This is a genomic window from Streptomyces sp. NPDC058646 (assembly GCF_042716875.1).
In the GTDB taxonomy this organism is placed as follows: domain Bacteria; phylum Actinomycetota; class Actinomycetes; order Streptomycetales; family Streptomycetaceae; genus Streptomyces.
In genome coordinates, this window is record NZ_JBHXRK010000037.1 from 1 (window position 1) to 15492 (window position 15492).

Sequence of the window (15492 nt, forward strand, 5' to 3'; positions counted from 1 at the left end):
GCCCCGCGGGGGGGGGCCGCCGTGGGGCGGCGGGGGGGGGGGGGGCCCCCTAATCGTCGGCCCCGGGGGGGGTGGGGGGGGGGGGGGGGGGGGGGGGTGTTGGGGGGGGGGGGCCCGGGGGGGGGGGGGGGGGGGCGGGGGCCCCCCCCCCTCCCCGCGTGTCAGGGCCGGCACCGCGGTGGGCAAACCGGTGGAAGCCCGACGCCGCGTTCGCCCGTGGATTACTCCGGGGACGTGCCCGGGTCCGCGTGGAAGGATGGGCCGGAACGTCACCATCAAAGGAGATGACCGCGTGCCAGGCACGAATCTCACCCGTGAAGAGGCTCAGCAGCGGGCGAAGCTGCTCACCGTCGACTCGTACGAGGTCGAACTCGATCTCAGCGGTGCGCAGGAGGGGGGCACCTACCCGTCCGTGACCACCGTCCGCTTCCGGTCGGCCGAGGCCGGTGCCGAGACCTTCATCGACCTGGTCGCCCCGGCCGTGCACGAGGTCGTGCTGAACGGCAAGGCGCTGGACGTCGCCGCGGTCTTCCGGGACTCCCGGATCGCCCTGAAGCACCTGGCCGCCGGGGCCAACGAGCTGCGGGTCGTCGCGGACTGCGCGTACACCAACACCGGTGAGGGCCTGCACCGCTTCGTCGACCCGGTCGACCAGCAGGCCTACCTCTACACCCAGTTCGAGGTGCCGGACGCGCGGCGGGTCTTCGCCAGCTTCGAGCAGCCCGACCTGAAGGCCACGTTCCAGTTCACGGTGACGGCCCCCGCCGGCTGGACGGTCGTCTCGAACTCCCCGACCCCCTCGGCGGAGGAGGTCAAGGAGAACGTCTGGCGCTTCGAGCCGACCCCGCGCATCTCCACGTACATCACCGCGCTGATCGTCGGCCCGTACCACTCCGTGCACAGTTCGTACGAGGGCCCGGACGGGCAGTCCGTGCCGCTCGGCATCTACTGCCGCCCCTCCCTCGCGGAGTTCCTCGACTCGGACGCGATCTTCGAGGTCACGCGGCAGGGCTTCGACTGGTTCCAGGAGAAGTTCGCCTACGCCTACCCCTTCGCCAAGTACGACCAGCTCTTCGTCCCGGAGTTCAACGCGGGCGCGATGGAGAACGCGGGCGCGGTCACCATCCGCGACCAGTACGTCTTCCGCTCGAAGGTGACGGACGCGGCCTACGAGACGCGCGCCGAGACCATCCTGCACGAGCTGGCGCACATGTGGTTCGGCGACCTGGTCACCATGGAGTGGTGGAACGACCTGTGGCTGAACGAGTCCTTCGCGACCTACACCTCGATCGCCTGCCAGGCGGACGCCGCGGGCTCCCGGTGGCCGCACGCGTGGACGACCTTCGCCAACTCGATGAAGACCTGGGCGTACCGGCAGGACCAGCTGCCGTCCACGCACCCGATCATGGCGGACATCCGTGACCTGGACGACGTCCTGGTCAACTTCGACGGCATCACGTACGCCAAGGGCGCCTCGGTGCTCAAGCAGCTCGTCGCCTACGTGGGCACGGACGCCTTCTTCAAGGGCGTGCAGGCCTACTTCACGGCGCACGCCTTCGGCAACACCCGCCTGTCCGACCTGCTGGGCGCCCTGGAGGAGACCTCCGGCCGCGACCTGGCCGCCTGGTCGAAGGCGTGGCTGGAGACGGCCGGCATCAACGTCCTGCGTCCGGAGATCGAGACCGACGCCCAGGGCGTCATCACCGCCTTCGCGGTGCGCCAGGAGGCTCCGGCCCTGCCGGCCGGCGCCAAGGGCGAGCCGACGCTGCGCCCGCACCGCATCGCGGTCGGTCTGTACGAGCTCCAGGGCGGCTCCCTCGTACGCACGGACCGGATCGAGCTGGACATCGACGGCGAGCTGACGGCCGTGCCGGAGCTCGTGGGCCGGGCCCGTCCGGCCGTCGTCCTGCTCAACGACGACGACCTGTCCTACGCGAAGGTCCGCCTGGACGAGGAGTCCCTGGCCGCGGTCACCGCGCACCTGGGCGACTTCACCGAGTCCCTGCCGCGGGCCCTGTGCTGGGCCTCGGCCTGGGACATGACGCGCGACGCCGAACTGGCCGCCCGCGACTACCTCGCGCTGGTCCTCTCGGGCATCGGCAAGGAGTCCGACATCGGCGTCGTCCAGTCGCTCCAGCGGCAGGTGAAGCTCGCCGTCGAGCTGTACGCCGACCCGGCGTGGCGCGAGGAGGGCCTGGCGGTCTGGACCGAGGCCGCGCTGGAGCACCTGCGGGCGGCGGAGCCGGCCGGCGACCACCAGCTGGCGTGGGCCCGTGCCTTCGCGGCCACGGCCCGCACCGAGGAGCAGCTGGCGTACCTGTCGGCGCTGCTGGACGGCACCGAGGTCCTCGAGGGCCTGGCCGTCGACACCGAGCTGCGGTGGGCGTTCCTGGAGCGGCTCGCCGCCACGGGTGTCGCGGACGAGGCGGCCGTCGCGGCGGAGCTGGAGCGGGACGCCACGGCGGCCGGCGAGCGCCACGCGGCGACGGCGCGGGCCGCGCGCCCGACGGCGGAGGCCAAGGCCGGGGCGTGGGCCTCGGTGGTGGAGTCCGCCGAACTGCCGAACGCGGTACAGGAAGCGGTGATCGGCGGTTTCGTCCAGACCGGTCAGCGCGAGCTGCTGGCCCCGTACACCGCGAAGTACTTCGAGGCGGTCAAGGGCGTGTGGGAGACCCGCAGCCACGAGATCGCCCAGCAGATCGCGGTGGGCCTGTACCCCTCGCTCCAGGTGTCGCAGGAGACCCTGGACGCCACGGACGCCTGGCTGGCCTCGGCCGAGCCGAACGCGGCCCTGCGCCGTCTGGTCCTGGAGTCCCGCTCGGGCGTGGAGCGCGCGCTGAAGGCCCAGGCCGCGGACGCGGCAGCCGCCGCCGCCCGGGGCTGACGCCGGTCCCCGGGGGCGGCGCCGGCAGCGGCGCCGCCCCCGCTACCGCCGGTCGGCGGCGACGGCCCGCAGGGCCTCCAGCACGTGGGCCAGCGCCGGGGCGGACTCCGCGCCCCGGCGGACCGCGGCGATGACGTGCCGGGTGGGGCGGTCGTGGGTGAGGACCCGGACCGCGACGCCCGAGGCGCGGCTCGACACCATCCGGGGCACCAGGGCCACGCCCATGCCCGCCTCGACCATGGCGAGGATCGCGGTCCAGCCGGAGGCCGAGTGGGCCTGCTCGGGTACGAAGCCGGCGGCTTCGCAGGCGCCCCGGGCGATCTCCGACCAGGGGCCGCTGCCCCCGTAGATCCATGGGTCCCCGGAGAGGTCCGCGAGGCGCAGGCCGCGTGCGTGCGCCCGCGGGTGGTCCGGCGGGAGCGCCACGTCCAGCGGGTCCTCCAGCAGCGTGATCCGGGTGAACCGGGGATCCCGAGCGCTCGGCGCGTGGGCCGCCAGCGACAGCGCGAGGTCGACCACTCCGGCGGACAGCAGCTCGTACGACTCCGCGGCCTCCGTCTCGCGGACCCTGACCTCCACCCCGGGACGGGTGCGGCGCAGCGCCGCGACCGCCGGGACCACGAGGGCCGGTACGGCGGTCGAGAAGGCGCCGATCCGGACCTCGCCCGCGTCCCCGGCGAGGTATCCGGCCAGCTCGGAGTCGGCCCGCTCCAGCTGCGCGAAGACCGCCTCCGCGTGCTTCAGGACGAGGTGGGCCGCATCGGTGAGACGCACCCGGCGGCCCTGCGCCTCCAGCAGCACCACGCCCAGCTGCCGCGCGAGGTTCGTCAGCTGCTGGGAAACGGCCGAGGGCGTCATGTGCAGCGCCTCGGCCGTGGCGGTCACGGTGCCGTGCTCGGCCAGGGCCCGCAGGATCCGCAGTTTCTTGATGTCCCACTCGGTCACGGGACCGAACCTACCGCCGGGCACTTCCCAGCCCCACCCCGCCGAGGATGAGCGCCATGCACAGCAGCTGCGCCGGTCCGGTCCGCTCGCCGAGGAGCAGCAGGCCGAGCCCGGCCACGCAGACCGGCTGGAGGTAGTAGACGACGCCGGCGCGGGCCGCGCCGATGGTCGCGACCGCCTTGTTCCAGGCGAAGAAGGCGACGGCCGAGGAGAACACCCCGACGTACAGCAGCGGTCCGAGCGTCCCGGTGCCGGCCTCGAAGCCTCCCTGGACGGCGACGGAGACGGCGTAGGCGGGGGCCAGCATCAGCGCGCCGAGCACGAAGGTGGTGATCAGGAAGGCCGGTCCGCCGATCTCCGCGGGCTTGCGCTTGAGCAGTGCGCTGTACGTGGCGAAGGAGAGGGCGGCGCCGAACATCCACAGGTCTCCGGCGCCGAAGTCGAAGCCGAGGGAGCCGTCCCCGACCAGCAGCAGCACGCCGAGCGCGGCGATCAGCAGTCCGAAGGTGCGCCGGGCGCCGAGCCGTTCGCCGCCGAGGCGGGCGTAGAGCGCCATGACCACCGGCGACGCGGCCATGATCATGCCCATGTTGGAGGCGGAGGTGGTCAGACCGGCCTGGTGGACGAGGGTGTTGTAGAGGGTGACGCCGAACAGCGTGGCGACGGCGATGTAGCCGAGGTGCTCGCGGATCAGCGCCCGCTGCTGCCAGGCCTGGCGGGCGGCGAACGGGGCGACCGCGAGGGTGGCGATGATCCAGCGCCAGAAGACGGCCTGGACGGGCGGGACGTGGTCGGCCATGCCCCGGGTGGCGACGAAGCTGCCGGACCAGACGACCGTCGCGAGCAGGGCGAGGAGGACGCCGAGTCCGGCGGCCCCCTTCTGGCCCGTGGCTGCGGTGCCGACGCGAGAAGCGGTGCGGGCGCGGTCCGTGACGGCCACTGTGCATCTCCCCCTGGGGTGTCCGGTCGATCGTTCGTGGACCTACCGTCGCACCGCCCCATCCCTCAGGTCCATCGAAATGTTTTGATCAGTCTTTTCAGCAGAACTGAACGGTTGGGGAGCCTTGGCGGCGAACAGCTGGCCGGCGACGGTGGCGGCGAAGGCGATCGCCATGCCGACCAGCTGCACGGGGGTCAGCGCCTGCCCGAGGGCCGCCCAGCCGATGACGGCGGCGGTGAGCGGGGAGAGCGGACCGAGGAGGGTGACGGAGGTGGCGGTGAGCTGCCCGATGCCGCGGAACCAGAGCCAGTACGCGATACCGGTGTTGATCAGCATCATGTAGCCGTAGCCGAGGAAGGCCTTGCCGTCGAGCGCGGGCGGTGCGCCCTCGACCAGGGCGGCGATCGGGATGATGAACAGCCCGCCCGCGGTGAGCTGCCAGCCGGTCACGGCCAGCGGCCCGACGCCCTCGGGGCGGCCCCAGCGCTTGGTCATGACCGTGCCCGCCCCCATGGAGGCGGAGGAGACCACTCCGGCGATGACGCCGACCAGGTCGAGCCGGGCCTCGGCGGTGAGGACCACCATGCTCACGCCGAACGCCCCCACCACGGCGGCGAGTACGGTGCGCAGGCTCGCCCGCTCCCCCAGGAGCAGGGCGGCGAGACCCACGACGAACAGTGGTCCGGCGGCGCCGAGCACGGCCGCGACCCCGCCGGGCAGCCGGTAGGCGGAGAGGAAGAGCAGCGGGAAGAAGGCGCCGATGTTGAGGGTGCCGAGGACCGCGGACTTCCACCACCAGGCGCCCTTGGGCAGCGTCCGGGAGAGGGACACCAGCAGCAGTCCGGCGGGCAGGGCGCGCATCGCGCCGGTGAACAGCGGCCGGTCGGGCGGCAGCAGTTCGGTGGCGACGACGTAGGTCGAGCCCCAGGAGACGGGGGCGAGGGCGGTCAGGGCGACGGTGGCGAAGCGCTTCATGAGCGGTGGCTCCTCGGGCGGACGCGGTGGAGGAAGACGGGCGGACGGGCCGGCAGGTCAGGCGGCGGCGGGGACCGGTGGCCGTCGCGCGGCGGGCGCGGCCGGCGGTTCGGCGTGCACGGCGTGCGCGGGCAGGTGCCGCTCCAGCCGGAGCAGCGCCAGGGCGGCGCCGAGCGCGGCGGCGGTCAGCACCGCCCAGGGCAGGCGGCCGTCGACGGAGAGCAGGGCGGTGAAGAGGGCGGGGGCGAGGGCTCCGGCCAGCGAGTAGGAGAGCTGGTAGGTGGCCAGGTAGCGGCCGCGGACGGCTTCGGGGGCGGCGGAGACGGAGAGGGCGCCCCCGGAGGGGCTGTGGACCAGTTCGCCGAGGGTGTAGACGACCACGACGGCCAGCAGGGCGATCAGGGTGGCGGTCTGTCCGGGGCGGAGCGTGCCGAGCACGATCTGGCCGGCGAAGGCGGCGGCGAAGAGCACGGCGCCGAGGGCCGCGGAGCGGGTGCGGCGGGCTCCCGAGCGGCGGACGCGGCCCGCGACCAGGACGCCGGCTCCGGCGCACAGGACGGTGTTGACGGTGAAGGCCGCGCCGGTGAGGGAGGCCGGGGCCGCCAGCCAGGTGGTGAGGTAGAGGGGGAAGAGGACGGACAGGGCCGAGTAGCCCAGCGCGGTGAGGAAGTTGGCGGCGGTGAGCCCGAGGAAGGGCCGGTCCCGCAGGACGGTCCGGTATCCGGCCGCCGGCCGGCCGGGGGCGCCGGGCGCGGCGGACGCCCCCGGCCCCGCGTCCGCACGGGGCGCCGGGCGCACCCGGCTGACGAGCAGCCCGGCGAGGGCGAAGGCCAGGGCGTTGCCCCAGGCGGTGTGGGTGAATCCGCCCGTCCCCCACAGCCCCAGCACCCCGGAGACCAGCAGGGCGCCCGCCCCCATCCCGGCGTTCTGCAGGGCCCGGGTGGAGGCCTGGAGGCGGTCGCGGGCCGCGCCCCGGGCGACCTCCCCGATCAGGGACTGCTGGACGACGCCGAAGGACCGGTCGGCCAGTGCGGTGACCAGGGCGACGGCGGCGAAGGCGGGCAGGGAGTCGGCGAGCGGGTAGAGGGCGAAGCCGAGCGTCCGGATCCCGTAGAGGACCAGGTTGACCCGCTGGGCGCCGAACCGGTCGACGGCCGTGCCCGCCAGCGGCATGAAGACGAGGCCGGCCACCCCGGTGACGGTCATGACCAGGCCGACGAGGGTGAAGGAGAGGCCCGTGACGTGGTGGAAGAAGACGAGCGAGAACGGGATGTACATGCCGATCCCGACCGCGCTGATCCCGATGCCGAGGAGCAGGGACCCCTCCCCCGGCACCCGTGTCCCGTCGACTGCCTTCACGTTGTTCCCCCCAAAAGTAGATCGCTCGCAAGTAGCTTACCGCTAAGCTACTTAGCGTCAAGCTGCTTTCTTGCGAACGATCGAGCGGGAAACGGATACTTCAGTCATGAACGACGCCCCACAGGCACCCTCGGAGCAGCCCGCCGACGCCGTCGATGCGATCACCGCGCAGTGGTACGCGGTGCGCCCCGACCTGGAAACCACCCCCATGGCCGTCTTCGGGCGCATCTACCGGATCGGCCGGGCCATGGGCGACGAGATGGAGCGGACGTACGCGCGCTACGGCATCTCGCGCGGAGAGTTCGACGTCGTCGCCACCCTGCGCCGCTCGGGCGCCCCGTACACGCTCTCGCCCCGCCAGCTGTCGGCCACGCTCATGCTCACCACCGGAGGCATGACGGGTCGTCTGGACAAGCTGGAGAAGGCCGGGCTGCTCTGCCGCAAGCCCGATCCGCACGACCGGCGGGGGCTCCAGGTGACGATCACCGACCGCGGCCTGGCCCTCATCGACGAGGCCGTCACCGCCGGCCTGGAGGTGCAGCGCGCCGCCCTCACCGGACTGAGCGACGAGGAGGTCGGCCTCCTGACGGGCCTGCTCCGCAAGCTGCTGGCCGGGGTCTGAGGGCGCGAGAAGAACACGACGAGGCGCCGAGGGTCCCCGCACGGCCGGTCTGTCGGCGGTGCGGACCCCCGGCGCCCCGGAAGTCTGCGGTGCTGACCCTCAGGTCAGCCGGCCCCGGTCAGGCCTGGTTCTGCTGCTTGCGCGACTTGTCGCCGACCATCACGAGGCCCGTGATGACCAGGAACAGCACGATCGGCGCGGCCACGAACAGGCCGAGCGTCTCGCCGATGCTCAGGCCCGGACCCGGGTCGTCACCGTCGTCGCGGGTCAGCGCGAGGGCGGGAGACGTCATCAGCAGCATCATCAGCGTCGTTCCGGCCGTAACGGCGCCGGCGCGCAGAGCGTTCTTCTTGTCCACGGTGCAAACGTAGCGAACACCTAAACGGAGCGCGCGCCCGGGGGTGCCGTACGGGGACCCGCTCCGGCGCGCACCGCGCTCAGCAGGGCGTTCGCCCGGGGCGAGGCGGTCAGCGCCTCCAGGGTCAGCGGCCGTCCGCCCTCGTCGGCGACCGGCAGCCGCCAGTTGGGGTACTGGTCCCAGGTGCCCGGCAGGTTCTGCGGCCGCCGGTCCCCGACCGCGTCCGGCAGCCACACGCCGACCAGCCGGGCCGGGGTGCGCAGCAGGAACCCGTACAGGGCGAGCACGGCGGCCTCCTCTCCCTTGGTCTCCATCCCGAGCCCCTCCAGCACCTCCAGCCACTCGGCGGTGTCGGCGGCGTCCTCCGCCCGTTCCCGCTCCACGGGGCGCGTCAGCAGGCCCAGCTCGTCGCGCAGTTCGACGTGGGTGCCGGCCAGCTTGGCAGCCGTGGGGGGCAGGTCGTGGGTGGTCGTGGTGGCCAGGCAGTCGGCCCGCCAGTCCTGCGGGCCGAGCGGCTTCCCGCCGCCCTCCCAGTCCCGCTCGAACCAGAGCACCGAGGTGCCGAGGACGCCGCGCCGGGCCAGTGCCTGCCGGACCCCCGGCTCCACCGTCCCGAGGTCCTCCCCGATGACCAGGGCACCGGCCCGGTGGGCCTCCAGCACCAGGACCGCCAGCATCGCCTCGCCGTCGTAGCCGACGTACGTGCCCTCGGCGGGCAGGGTGCCCTCCGGGATCCACCAGAGCCGGAACAGGCCCATGACATGGTCGATGCGCAGGGCGCCCGCGTAGCGGAAGACCCCCCGCAGCAGGGCCTGGAAGGGGGCGTAGCCGGTGTCGGCCAGCCGGTCGGGGCGCCACGGCGGCAGGCCCCAGTCCTGGCCACGGGCGTTGAAGGCGTCGGGCGGGGCGCCCACGGAGACGTGCCGGGCGTGGAAGGGGCCGGTCAGGGCGTCCGAGCCGTCGGGGTGCACCCCGACGGCGAGGTCGTGCACGATGCCCACGGCCATCCCGGCCTCCCGGGCGGCCCGCTGGGCGGCCGCGAGCTGGGTGTCGGTCAGCCAGACCAGCCAGCGGTGGAAGTCGCCGTGCTCCCGCGGTTCCTGCCCGGCGGCGGAGGCGCACCAGGCGGCGTGCCGGTCCAGGGCCGGGCCCTGCTCCTCGCGGAACCGCGCGTAGGCGGCGGCGCGTTCCGGGGTCCGCGGGACGGCGTACAGCAGTTCCAGCGCCTGCCGTTTGAGGTCCCAGACGGCGTCCCGGTCGATCAGCGCGCCCTCCTGCAGCACCCGGCGGCGCAGTGCCCCGCCCCGGGCGGCGAGGGCGTCGAGGGCCTCCCGGTCGGGGCAGTCGGCGTACTCGGGGACGGCCTCGATGCACAGGTGCACCGGGTCGGGGAAGCGGCGCGAGGAGGGCCGGTACGGGGACGGGTCGGTCGGCGTCCCGGGGACGGCCGCGTGCAGCGGGTTGACCTGGATGAAGCCGACTCCGTGGGTGCGGCCGGCCCAGCGGGCGAGCGAGGCGAGGTCCCCGAGGTCGCCCATGCCCCAGGACCGCTCCGAGAGCAGCGAGTAGAGCTGGACGAGGAGCCCGTGGGCCCGGTCGGGCGCTGCCGGGGCCCGGTCGGGGGCGGCGACGAGGGAGGCTTTGGCGGTACGGCCGTCCGGGAGGGTGGCGGTGATCCGGTGGACGCCCAGCGGCAGCTCACCCGGCAGCGGACCGGCCGGGCCGGTCACCCATTCGGCCGCCTCCTGCGGGGCCCCCTCCGGCTCCAGGCGGAGCCGGGTTCCGGGCGGCAGCGCGGCCAGGGCGGGAGGCGGCGGTCCGCCCTGCCAGTGCACCAGTACGGGCGGCAGCAGCCGGGCCGCCGCCTCCTGTTCGGTGGCCTCCCGCCGCGCGCGCACGTCCCCGGGGGTGTCGGCGGCCACGCCGAGCAGGCCGAGCACGGCGGTGACCGTGGCCCGGGGCACCTGGACGGTGACGTCCTTCGCGGGCTGGTAGGCGGTGGCGATGCCGTGCAGGGCCGCGAGCCGGTCCAGATCGTCCATGTGCGGGCACTCCTCCGTGCATGAGGGTGGATCAGAAAGGGGGCGCGGGCCTGGCGGGCGGGGGTGGGACGCGAGCGCGGGACACCGCCGGACGGCACCGCCGTGCGGCAACGCAGGGCGAACACGGCAGCCATACCCACTGGGAGGGACCGCATTCCTGGCGTATCCCGGTCAGATCACCCAGCCGCGTTGACACCCGGGCCGCACGGGTGGTGGGGTCTGGCTCGTTCGTACGAGCGGGGGACGTCCCGGCACGAGGAGGCTCTGTGCAGCTCAGGGGCAGCAGGCGGACGACGGCCGCTGCGGTGGCCGTGATCGGGGCGCTGCTGGGCGGTGCGGTCGCGGCGGCGCCTCCCGCGGCCCTCTCGGCGCCGCCCCTGCCGGCCGGCCCGGCGCACGACCCGGCGGCCGGCACCGCCGCGGGCCCCCTGCTCGACCCCGGCGCGGACCCCGCGCGCGGCGCCGCCGAGGGCCCGGCCGTCTGGCCGCGGCCGCAGTCGATGACCGCCGATCCGGCGCGCGAAGTGCCCCTGGGCCCCGAGGCCGTTCTGGTGGCTCCGGGCGAGGCCGATCCGTACGCCGTCCAGGTGGTGCGGGACGCCCTGCGCGGGGCAGGTGTGCGCTCCCTGCACGAGCGGGCCCCCGGCGAGCCGCTGCCGGCGCGCGGCACCGTCGTACGGCTCCAGGGTCCGGGCGCCGACGAGGCGTTGCGGGCACTGGGTGCGGCGGAGCCGGGCGATCTGCCGGGCGGCGGCTACCGGCTGGCCGCGGGGCGGACCGGCGGCCGGGACACGGTCGCCCTGGCCGGGGTGGGCGAGGACGGGCTCTTCCACGCCGCGCAGACCCTGCGTCAGCTGCTGGCCGGGGGCAGGCCGACGGTGCCCGGGGTGCTGGTGCGGGACTGGCCGGCGGCGCCCGTACGGGGCATCACCGAAGGGTTCTTCGGCCGGCCGTGGAGCCAGCGGCAGCGCCTGGCCCAGGTGGACTTCATGGGCCGCACCAAGCAGAACCGGCTACTGCTCGCGCCCGGTGACGACCCCCACCGGACGACGCAGTGGCGCGAGGACTACCCCGCCCCGGCGCAGGCGGAGTTCCGCGCGCTGGCCGAACGGGCCCGCGGCAACCGGGTGGTGCTGGGCTGGGCGGTGTCCCCCGGTCAGTCGATGTGCCTGTCCTCGGCGGCCGACCGGGCGGCGCTCGCGCGCAAGCTGGACGCCATGGCGGAGCTGGGGTTCCGGGCGTTCCAGGTGCAGTTCCAGGACGTCAGCTACTCGGAATGGAGCTGCCGGGAGGACCGGGAGCGGTACGGGAAGGGGCCCGCGGCCGCGGCGAAGGCGCACGCGGAGGTCGCGGGCGCACTGGCGGCGCACCTGGCCGCCCGGCATCCGGGGGCGGCGCCGCTGTCGCTGCTGCCGACCGAGTACTACCAGGAGGGCGCCACCGCCTACCGGACGGCCCTGGCGGGCGCGCTGGACGGGCGCGTGGAGGTGGCGTGGACCGGCGTGGGCGTGGTCCCGCGCACGATCACCGGGAAGGAGCTGGCGGGGGCGCGCGCGGCGCTGGGCCACCCGCTGGTCACCATGGACAACTACCCGGTCAACGACTGGGACCCGGGCCGGGTCTTCCTGGGCCCCTACACGGGCCGCGACCCGGTGGTGGCGAGCGGCTCGGCCGCACTGCTGGCCAATGCGATGCCGCAGGCCGCCCTGTCCCGCATCCCGCTGTTCACCGCGGCGGACTACGCGTGGAACCCGCGCGGCTACCGGGCCGGCGAGTCCTGGGCCGCGGCGGTGCGCGAGGTGGCCGGGCCGGACCGGCGGGCCCGCCAGGCGCTGGCGGCGCTGGCCGGGAACTCCGCCTCGTCGGGCCTGAAGCAGGAGGAGTCGGCGTACCTGAAACCGCTGGTCGAGCAGTTCTGGCGGGCCCGCGCCGCGGGCGACCCGGACGCCGGGACGGAGCTCCGCGCGGCGTTCACGGTGCTGAGCGAGGCCCCGGACCGCCTCCCCGCCCTGGCGGACGAGGCGGGCCCCTGGCTGGAGCGGCTCTCGCGCTACGGAACGGCCGGCGTACTGTCCCTGGACGTGCTCCGGGCCCAGGCCCGCGGCGACGGAACGGCGGCCTGGCGCTCGGCGCGGGAGCTGGCCGCCGCCCGCGCACGGCTCGCGCAGCCCGGCCCCGTGCGGGTGGACCGGGCCGTCCTGGACCCCTTCCTCGTCCAGGCCGCGGCGGAGGCCGACGCCTGGACGGGCGCCACCCGCAGGACGGGCACGGTGACGCGCGAGCCGCAGGCCTGGACCGTACGGCTGGACGCCCCGCGCCCCGTGGCGGCGGTGACGGTCATGACGGAACCCCTCCCGGCCGGCGTCCCGGCGGCGGTGGAGGCCCACGTGCCCGGCGAGGGCTGGCGCAGGCTCGGCGAGGCCGCGGCGTCGGGCTGGACCCAGGTGGACACGGCCGGGCTGCGCGCGGACGCCGTCCGGCTGTCCTGGCCCGGGGCCGCTCCGGCGGTCCACCAGGTGGTGCCCTGGCTCGCGGACGGCCCGCAGACCCGCTTCGAGCTGGCGGACGGCGCCCGGGCGGACGCCGAGATCGGCGGCGCCCCCCGCCGGGTGTCGGCGCAACTGTCCGCCCTGGGCCCCGGCGAGGTCCGCGGCCCGTTGTCGGCCCGGCCCCCGGCGGGCATCGAGGTGCGCCTCCCGGCCTCGGCGGTGGTGCCGCGCGGGGCGAACGTGTCGGTCCCGGTGGAGGTCGCGGTCGCCGCGACGACCGCGCCGGGCAGCTACCAGGTGCCGGTGACCTTCAACGGGGAGTCGCGCACGCTGACGGTGCGGGCGGTGGTGCGGACGGGCGGTCCGGACCTCCTGCGCACCGCGCGGGCCTCCTCCTCGGCGGACGAGACCCCGGACTTCCCGGCCTCGGCGGTCGTGGACGGCTCGCCGGCCACCCGCTGGTCCTCACCGGCCGTGGACGGCGCGTGGTGGCGGGCGGAGCTCGCCGCCCCGGCCCGCATCGGGCTGCTGGACCTCCACTGGCAGGACGCGCACCCCTCGGCCTACCGCGTGGAGACCTCAGCCGACGGGGTGACCTGGCAGACCGCCGTCACCGTCCCGGCCTCGCGCGGCGGCCACGAGTCCTTGCGCATGGACGTGCCGGGGACCCGCTTCGTCCGGGTGACGTGCGACACGCGGGCGACGCGGTACGGCTGCTCGCTCTGGTCGGCGCAGGCCTACGCGGTCACGCCGTAGGACGTCGCGGCACGGGGCCGCCGGGGTGGGGCGCCGGGCTGCCGCGGTGCGGGTCCGCGGCCGCGACGGGCGGCGGACCCGCCGGTCAGGACGCCGCGACCCCGATCCGTTCCAGCGCGTCGTCGGCCCCGAACGGCTGGAGGTACGGCATCCACCGGGGGTCGCGGTGACCTGTGCCGATGATGCGCCAGGCCAGGCCCGAGGGCGGAGCCGGCTGGTGCCGCAGCCGCCAGCCCAGTTCCAGCAGGTGCCGGTCGGCCTTGACGTGGTTGCAGCGGCGGCACGCGGCGACGACGTTGTCCCACGCGTGCCGGCCACCCCGGCTGCGCGGGATGACGTGGTCGACGCTGGTGGCGACGCCGCCGCAGTACATGCAGCGGCCGCCGTCCCGGGCGAACAGGGCGCGCCGGGTGAGTGGAACGGGCCCCCGGTAGGGGACCCGCACGAAGCGCTTGAGCCGGACCACGCTGGGAGCGGGGACGGCTCTCGTCGCGCTGTGCAGATAGGCGCCGGATTCCTCCAGGGAGACCGCTTTGTTCTCCAGGACGAGGACGAGCGCGCGGCGGAGCGGTACGACGCCGAGCGGCTCGTACGACGCATTGAGGACCAGGACGTGCGGCACGGACTGCCTCCTTGTACGCCGGCGGCGCGTGGCTCGCGCCGGGACGATCTGCCCTCCAGTCTCCCCTTACGGCTGGTCGAAGCGCCACCACGCGCCCGTAACGGGTCCGGGGTGTTTTCAACCACACCGGCCGGGCGGGCGCGGAAGGCATGCCCAGGTGGGCGCGTCCCCGCCCCGAACACCGAACCACGCCGAAGGGATTGCCCCGTTAGTGTGGTCGGCCTGCCCGCACTCCCGCGGACTGTCGTCCGGGGGTACCCGGTTCCGCGGGCAGACCGCTACACCTGGAGGTTCCCGTCGTGCCCTGGCCTGCCGCCCCGCTGCCCCTCGCAGCCGACGCGCCGGACGTGTCCACCACCCTCAAGGACACCCACGAGAGCGTCACCAACGCCGCGAGCTTCATCGAGCAGAACTGGGCCGCCTGGCTCGCCGTCGGCCTGCGGATCCTCCTGATCATCGTGATCGCGGCGGCGCTGCGCTCGGTGGTCCGCAAGGCGCTGACCAAGCTGATACACCGGATGAACACCAGCGCCGAGGCGGTCGAGGGCACCGCCCTGGGCGGGCTCCTCGTCAATGCCGAGCGGCGGCGTCAGCGCTCGGAGGCGATCGGTTCGGTGCTCCGGTCCGTCGCTTCGTTCCTGATCCTGGGCACGGCCGCGCTGATGGTCCTGGCCGCCCTGAAGATCGATCTGGCTCCGCTGCTGGCGAGCGCCGGTGTGGCCGGTGTGGCCATCGGTTTCGGTGCGCGGAACCTGGTGACGGACTTCCTGTCCGGCGTGTTCATGATCATGGAGGACCAGTACGGCGTCGGAGACAAGATCGACGCGGGGGTGGCCTCCGGCGAGGTCGTCGAGGTCGGCCTGCGGGTGACCAAGCTGCGCGGGGACAACGGCGAGATCTGGTACGTGCGCAACGGCGAGATCAAGCGGATCGGCAACCTCAGCCAGGGCTGGGCGACGGCCACCGTCGACGTCCAGGTCAAGCCGACCGAGAGCCTGCCCCGGATCCGCGAGGTGGTCCAGGCGGTCGCCGACACGCTGGCCAAGGAGTCCCCGTGGGACGAGCGCCTGTGGGGCCCGGTGGAGGTGCTGGGCCTGGACGAGGTGCTGCTCGCCTCGATGACGGTGAAGGTGTCGGCGAAGACGATGCCGGGCCAGCAGTTCGCGGTGGAGCGGGAGCTGCGCTGGCGGATCAAGGAGGCCTTCGACGCGGCGGGCATCCAGATCATCGGCGGTCTGCCCGCCGCTGACGAGGACGAGGCCGCGTCGGACCCCTCGGCCTCCGTGGCGGCGCCCTCGGCGCTGGCGAACCCCACGTCCCCGCAGTCCCTGGCCACCGCCCCGATCCCGCCGCCGGCCGCCCCCGGCGCCCCGCGGATCACCAAGTAGCGCCGCGGCCCCTGTCGTTCCGCCCGTACACCGCTGCCCCCGCAGACCTTTCTGCGGGGGCAGCGCCATTGACACGCCGGGAAAGCTGATAGGAAACTTACTTAACAGTTGC

General features: G+C 74.8%; 11 protein-coding genes. 4 read left to right on the forward strand and 7 right to left on the reverse strand.

Annotated elements, in window-relative coordinates; all coding sequences use genetic code 11:
- Window positions 1-292 precede the first annotated feature (292 nt).
- A complete protein-coding gene (pepN, locus tag ACFWUZ_RS32145) occupies window positions 293-2884 on the forward strand; it encodes an aminopeptidase N (protein ID WP_384380912.1) in 2592 nt (863 codons plus the stop codon).
- Between the two features lie 42 nt (window positions 2885-2926).
- On the opposite strand, the gene ACFWUZ_RS32150 is transcribed toward pepN, so the two are convergent.
- Genes ACFWUZ_RS32150 through ACFWUZ_RS32165 form a run of 4 tightly spaced genes read right to left on the reverse strand, consistent with a single transcriptional unit; the run spans window position 2927 to window position 7103 of the window.
- A complete protein-coding gene (locus ACFWUZ_RS32150; RefSeq protein WP_384380915.1) occupies window positions 2927-3829 on the reverse strand; it encodes a LysR family transcriptional regulator in 903 nt (300 codons plus the stop codon).
- Between the two features lie 10 nt (window positions 3830-3839).
- Window positions 3840-4769 (reverse strand): DMT family transporter, encoded by a 930-nt coding sequence (locus tag ACFWUZ_RS32155; protein ID WP_384380918.1) that lies wholly within the window; start codon window positions 4767-4769, stop codon window positions 3840-3842.
- 42 nt (window positions 4770-4811) lie between these two features.
- On the reverse strand, window positions 4812-5744 hold the full coding sequence (locus ACFWUZ_RS32160; protein WP_384380921.1) for an EamA family transporter: 933 nt from the start codon (window positions 5742-5744) through the stop codon (window positions 4812-4814).
- Between the two features lie 57 nt (window positions 5745-5801).
- Window positions 5802-7103 carry an MFS transporter gene (locus tag ACFWUZ_RS32165; RefSeq protein WP_384380924.1) on the reverse strand — a complete coding sequence of 434 codons (1302 nt, stop codon included), beginning with the start codon at window positions 7101-7103 and terminating at the stop codon, window positions 5802-5804.
- 106 nt (window positions 7104-7209) lie between these two features.
- Here ACFWUZ_RS32165 and ACFWUZ_RS32170 point away from each other — a divergent pair, with 106 nt between their 5' ends.
- A complete protein-coding gene (locus tag ACFWUZ_RS32170; protein ID WP_384380927.1) occupies window positions 7210-7725 on the forward strand; it encodes a MarR family winged helix-turn-helix transcriptional regulator in 516 nt (171 codons plus the stop codon).
- Between the two features lie 118 nt (window positions 7726-7843).
- Here ACFWUZ_RS32170 and ACFWUZ_RS32175 read toward each other — a convergent pair whose 3' ends face one another.
- The gene (locus ACFWUZ_RS32175) at window positions 7844-8083 is read right to left on the reverse strand and encodes a hypothetical protein (protein ID WP_384380930.1); all 240 of its coding nucleotides are present in this window, start codon (window positions 8081-8083) and stop codon (window positions 7844-7846) included.
- Between the two features lie 20 nt (window positions 8084-8103).
- Window positions 8104-10125: a 4-alpha-glucanotransferase gene (locus ACFWUZ_RS32180; RefSeq protein ID WP_384380933.1), complete on the reverse strand. Its 2022-nt coding sequence runs from the start codon at window positions 10123-10125 to the stop codon at window positions 8104-8106.
- 266 nt (window positions 10126-10391) lie between these two features.
- Here ACFWUZ_RS32180 and ACFWUZ_RS32185 point away from each other — a divergent pair, with 266 nt between their 5' ends.
- On the forward strand, window positions 10392-13370 hold the full coding sequence (locus ACFWUZ_RS32185; RefSeq protein ID WP_384380936.1) for a beta-N-acetylglucosaminidase domain-containing protein: 2979 nt from the start codon (window positions 10392-10394) through the stop codon (window positions 13368-13370).
- A gap of 85 nt (window positions 13371-13455) precedes the next feature.
- Here the strand turns inward: ACFWUZ_RS32185 and ACFWUZ_RS32190 are convergent, their stop codons facing one another.
- Window positions 13456-13992 (reverse strand): HNH endonuclease, encoded by a 537-nt coding sequence (locus ACFWUZ_RS32190; protein WP_384380940.1) that lies wholly within the window; start codon window positions 13990-13992, stop codon window positions 13456-13458.
- Between the two features lie 299 nt (window positions 13993-14291).
- Here ACFWUZ_RS32190 and ACFWUZ_RS32195 point away from each other — a divergent pair, with 299 nt between their 5' ends.
- Window positions 14292-15380, forward strand: a complete 1089-nt coding sequence (locus tag ACFWUZ_RS32195; RefSeq protein WP_384380942.1) for a mechanosensitive ion channel family protein — start codon at window positions 14292-14294, stop codon at window positions 15378-15380.
- Window positions 15381-15492: the final 112 nt, after the last annotated feature.

Excerpts from the sequence above, each read along its gene's own strand:
- ACFWUZ_RS32160 (WP_384380921.1), bottom strand. The coding sequence starts at position 5,744 with ATGAAGCGCTTCGCCACCGTCGCCCTGACCGCCCTCGCCCCCGTCTCC.
- ACFWUZ_RS32170 (WP_384380927.1), top strand. The coding sequence starts at position 7,210 with ATGAACGACGCCCCACAGGCACCCTCGGAGCAGCCCGCCGACGCCGTC.
- ACFWUZ_RS32180 (WP_384380933.1), bottom strand. The coding sequence starts at position 10,125 with ATGGACGATCTGGACCGGCTCGCGGCCCTGCACGGCATCGCCACCGCC.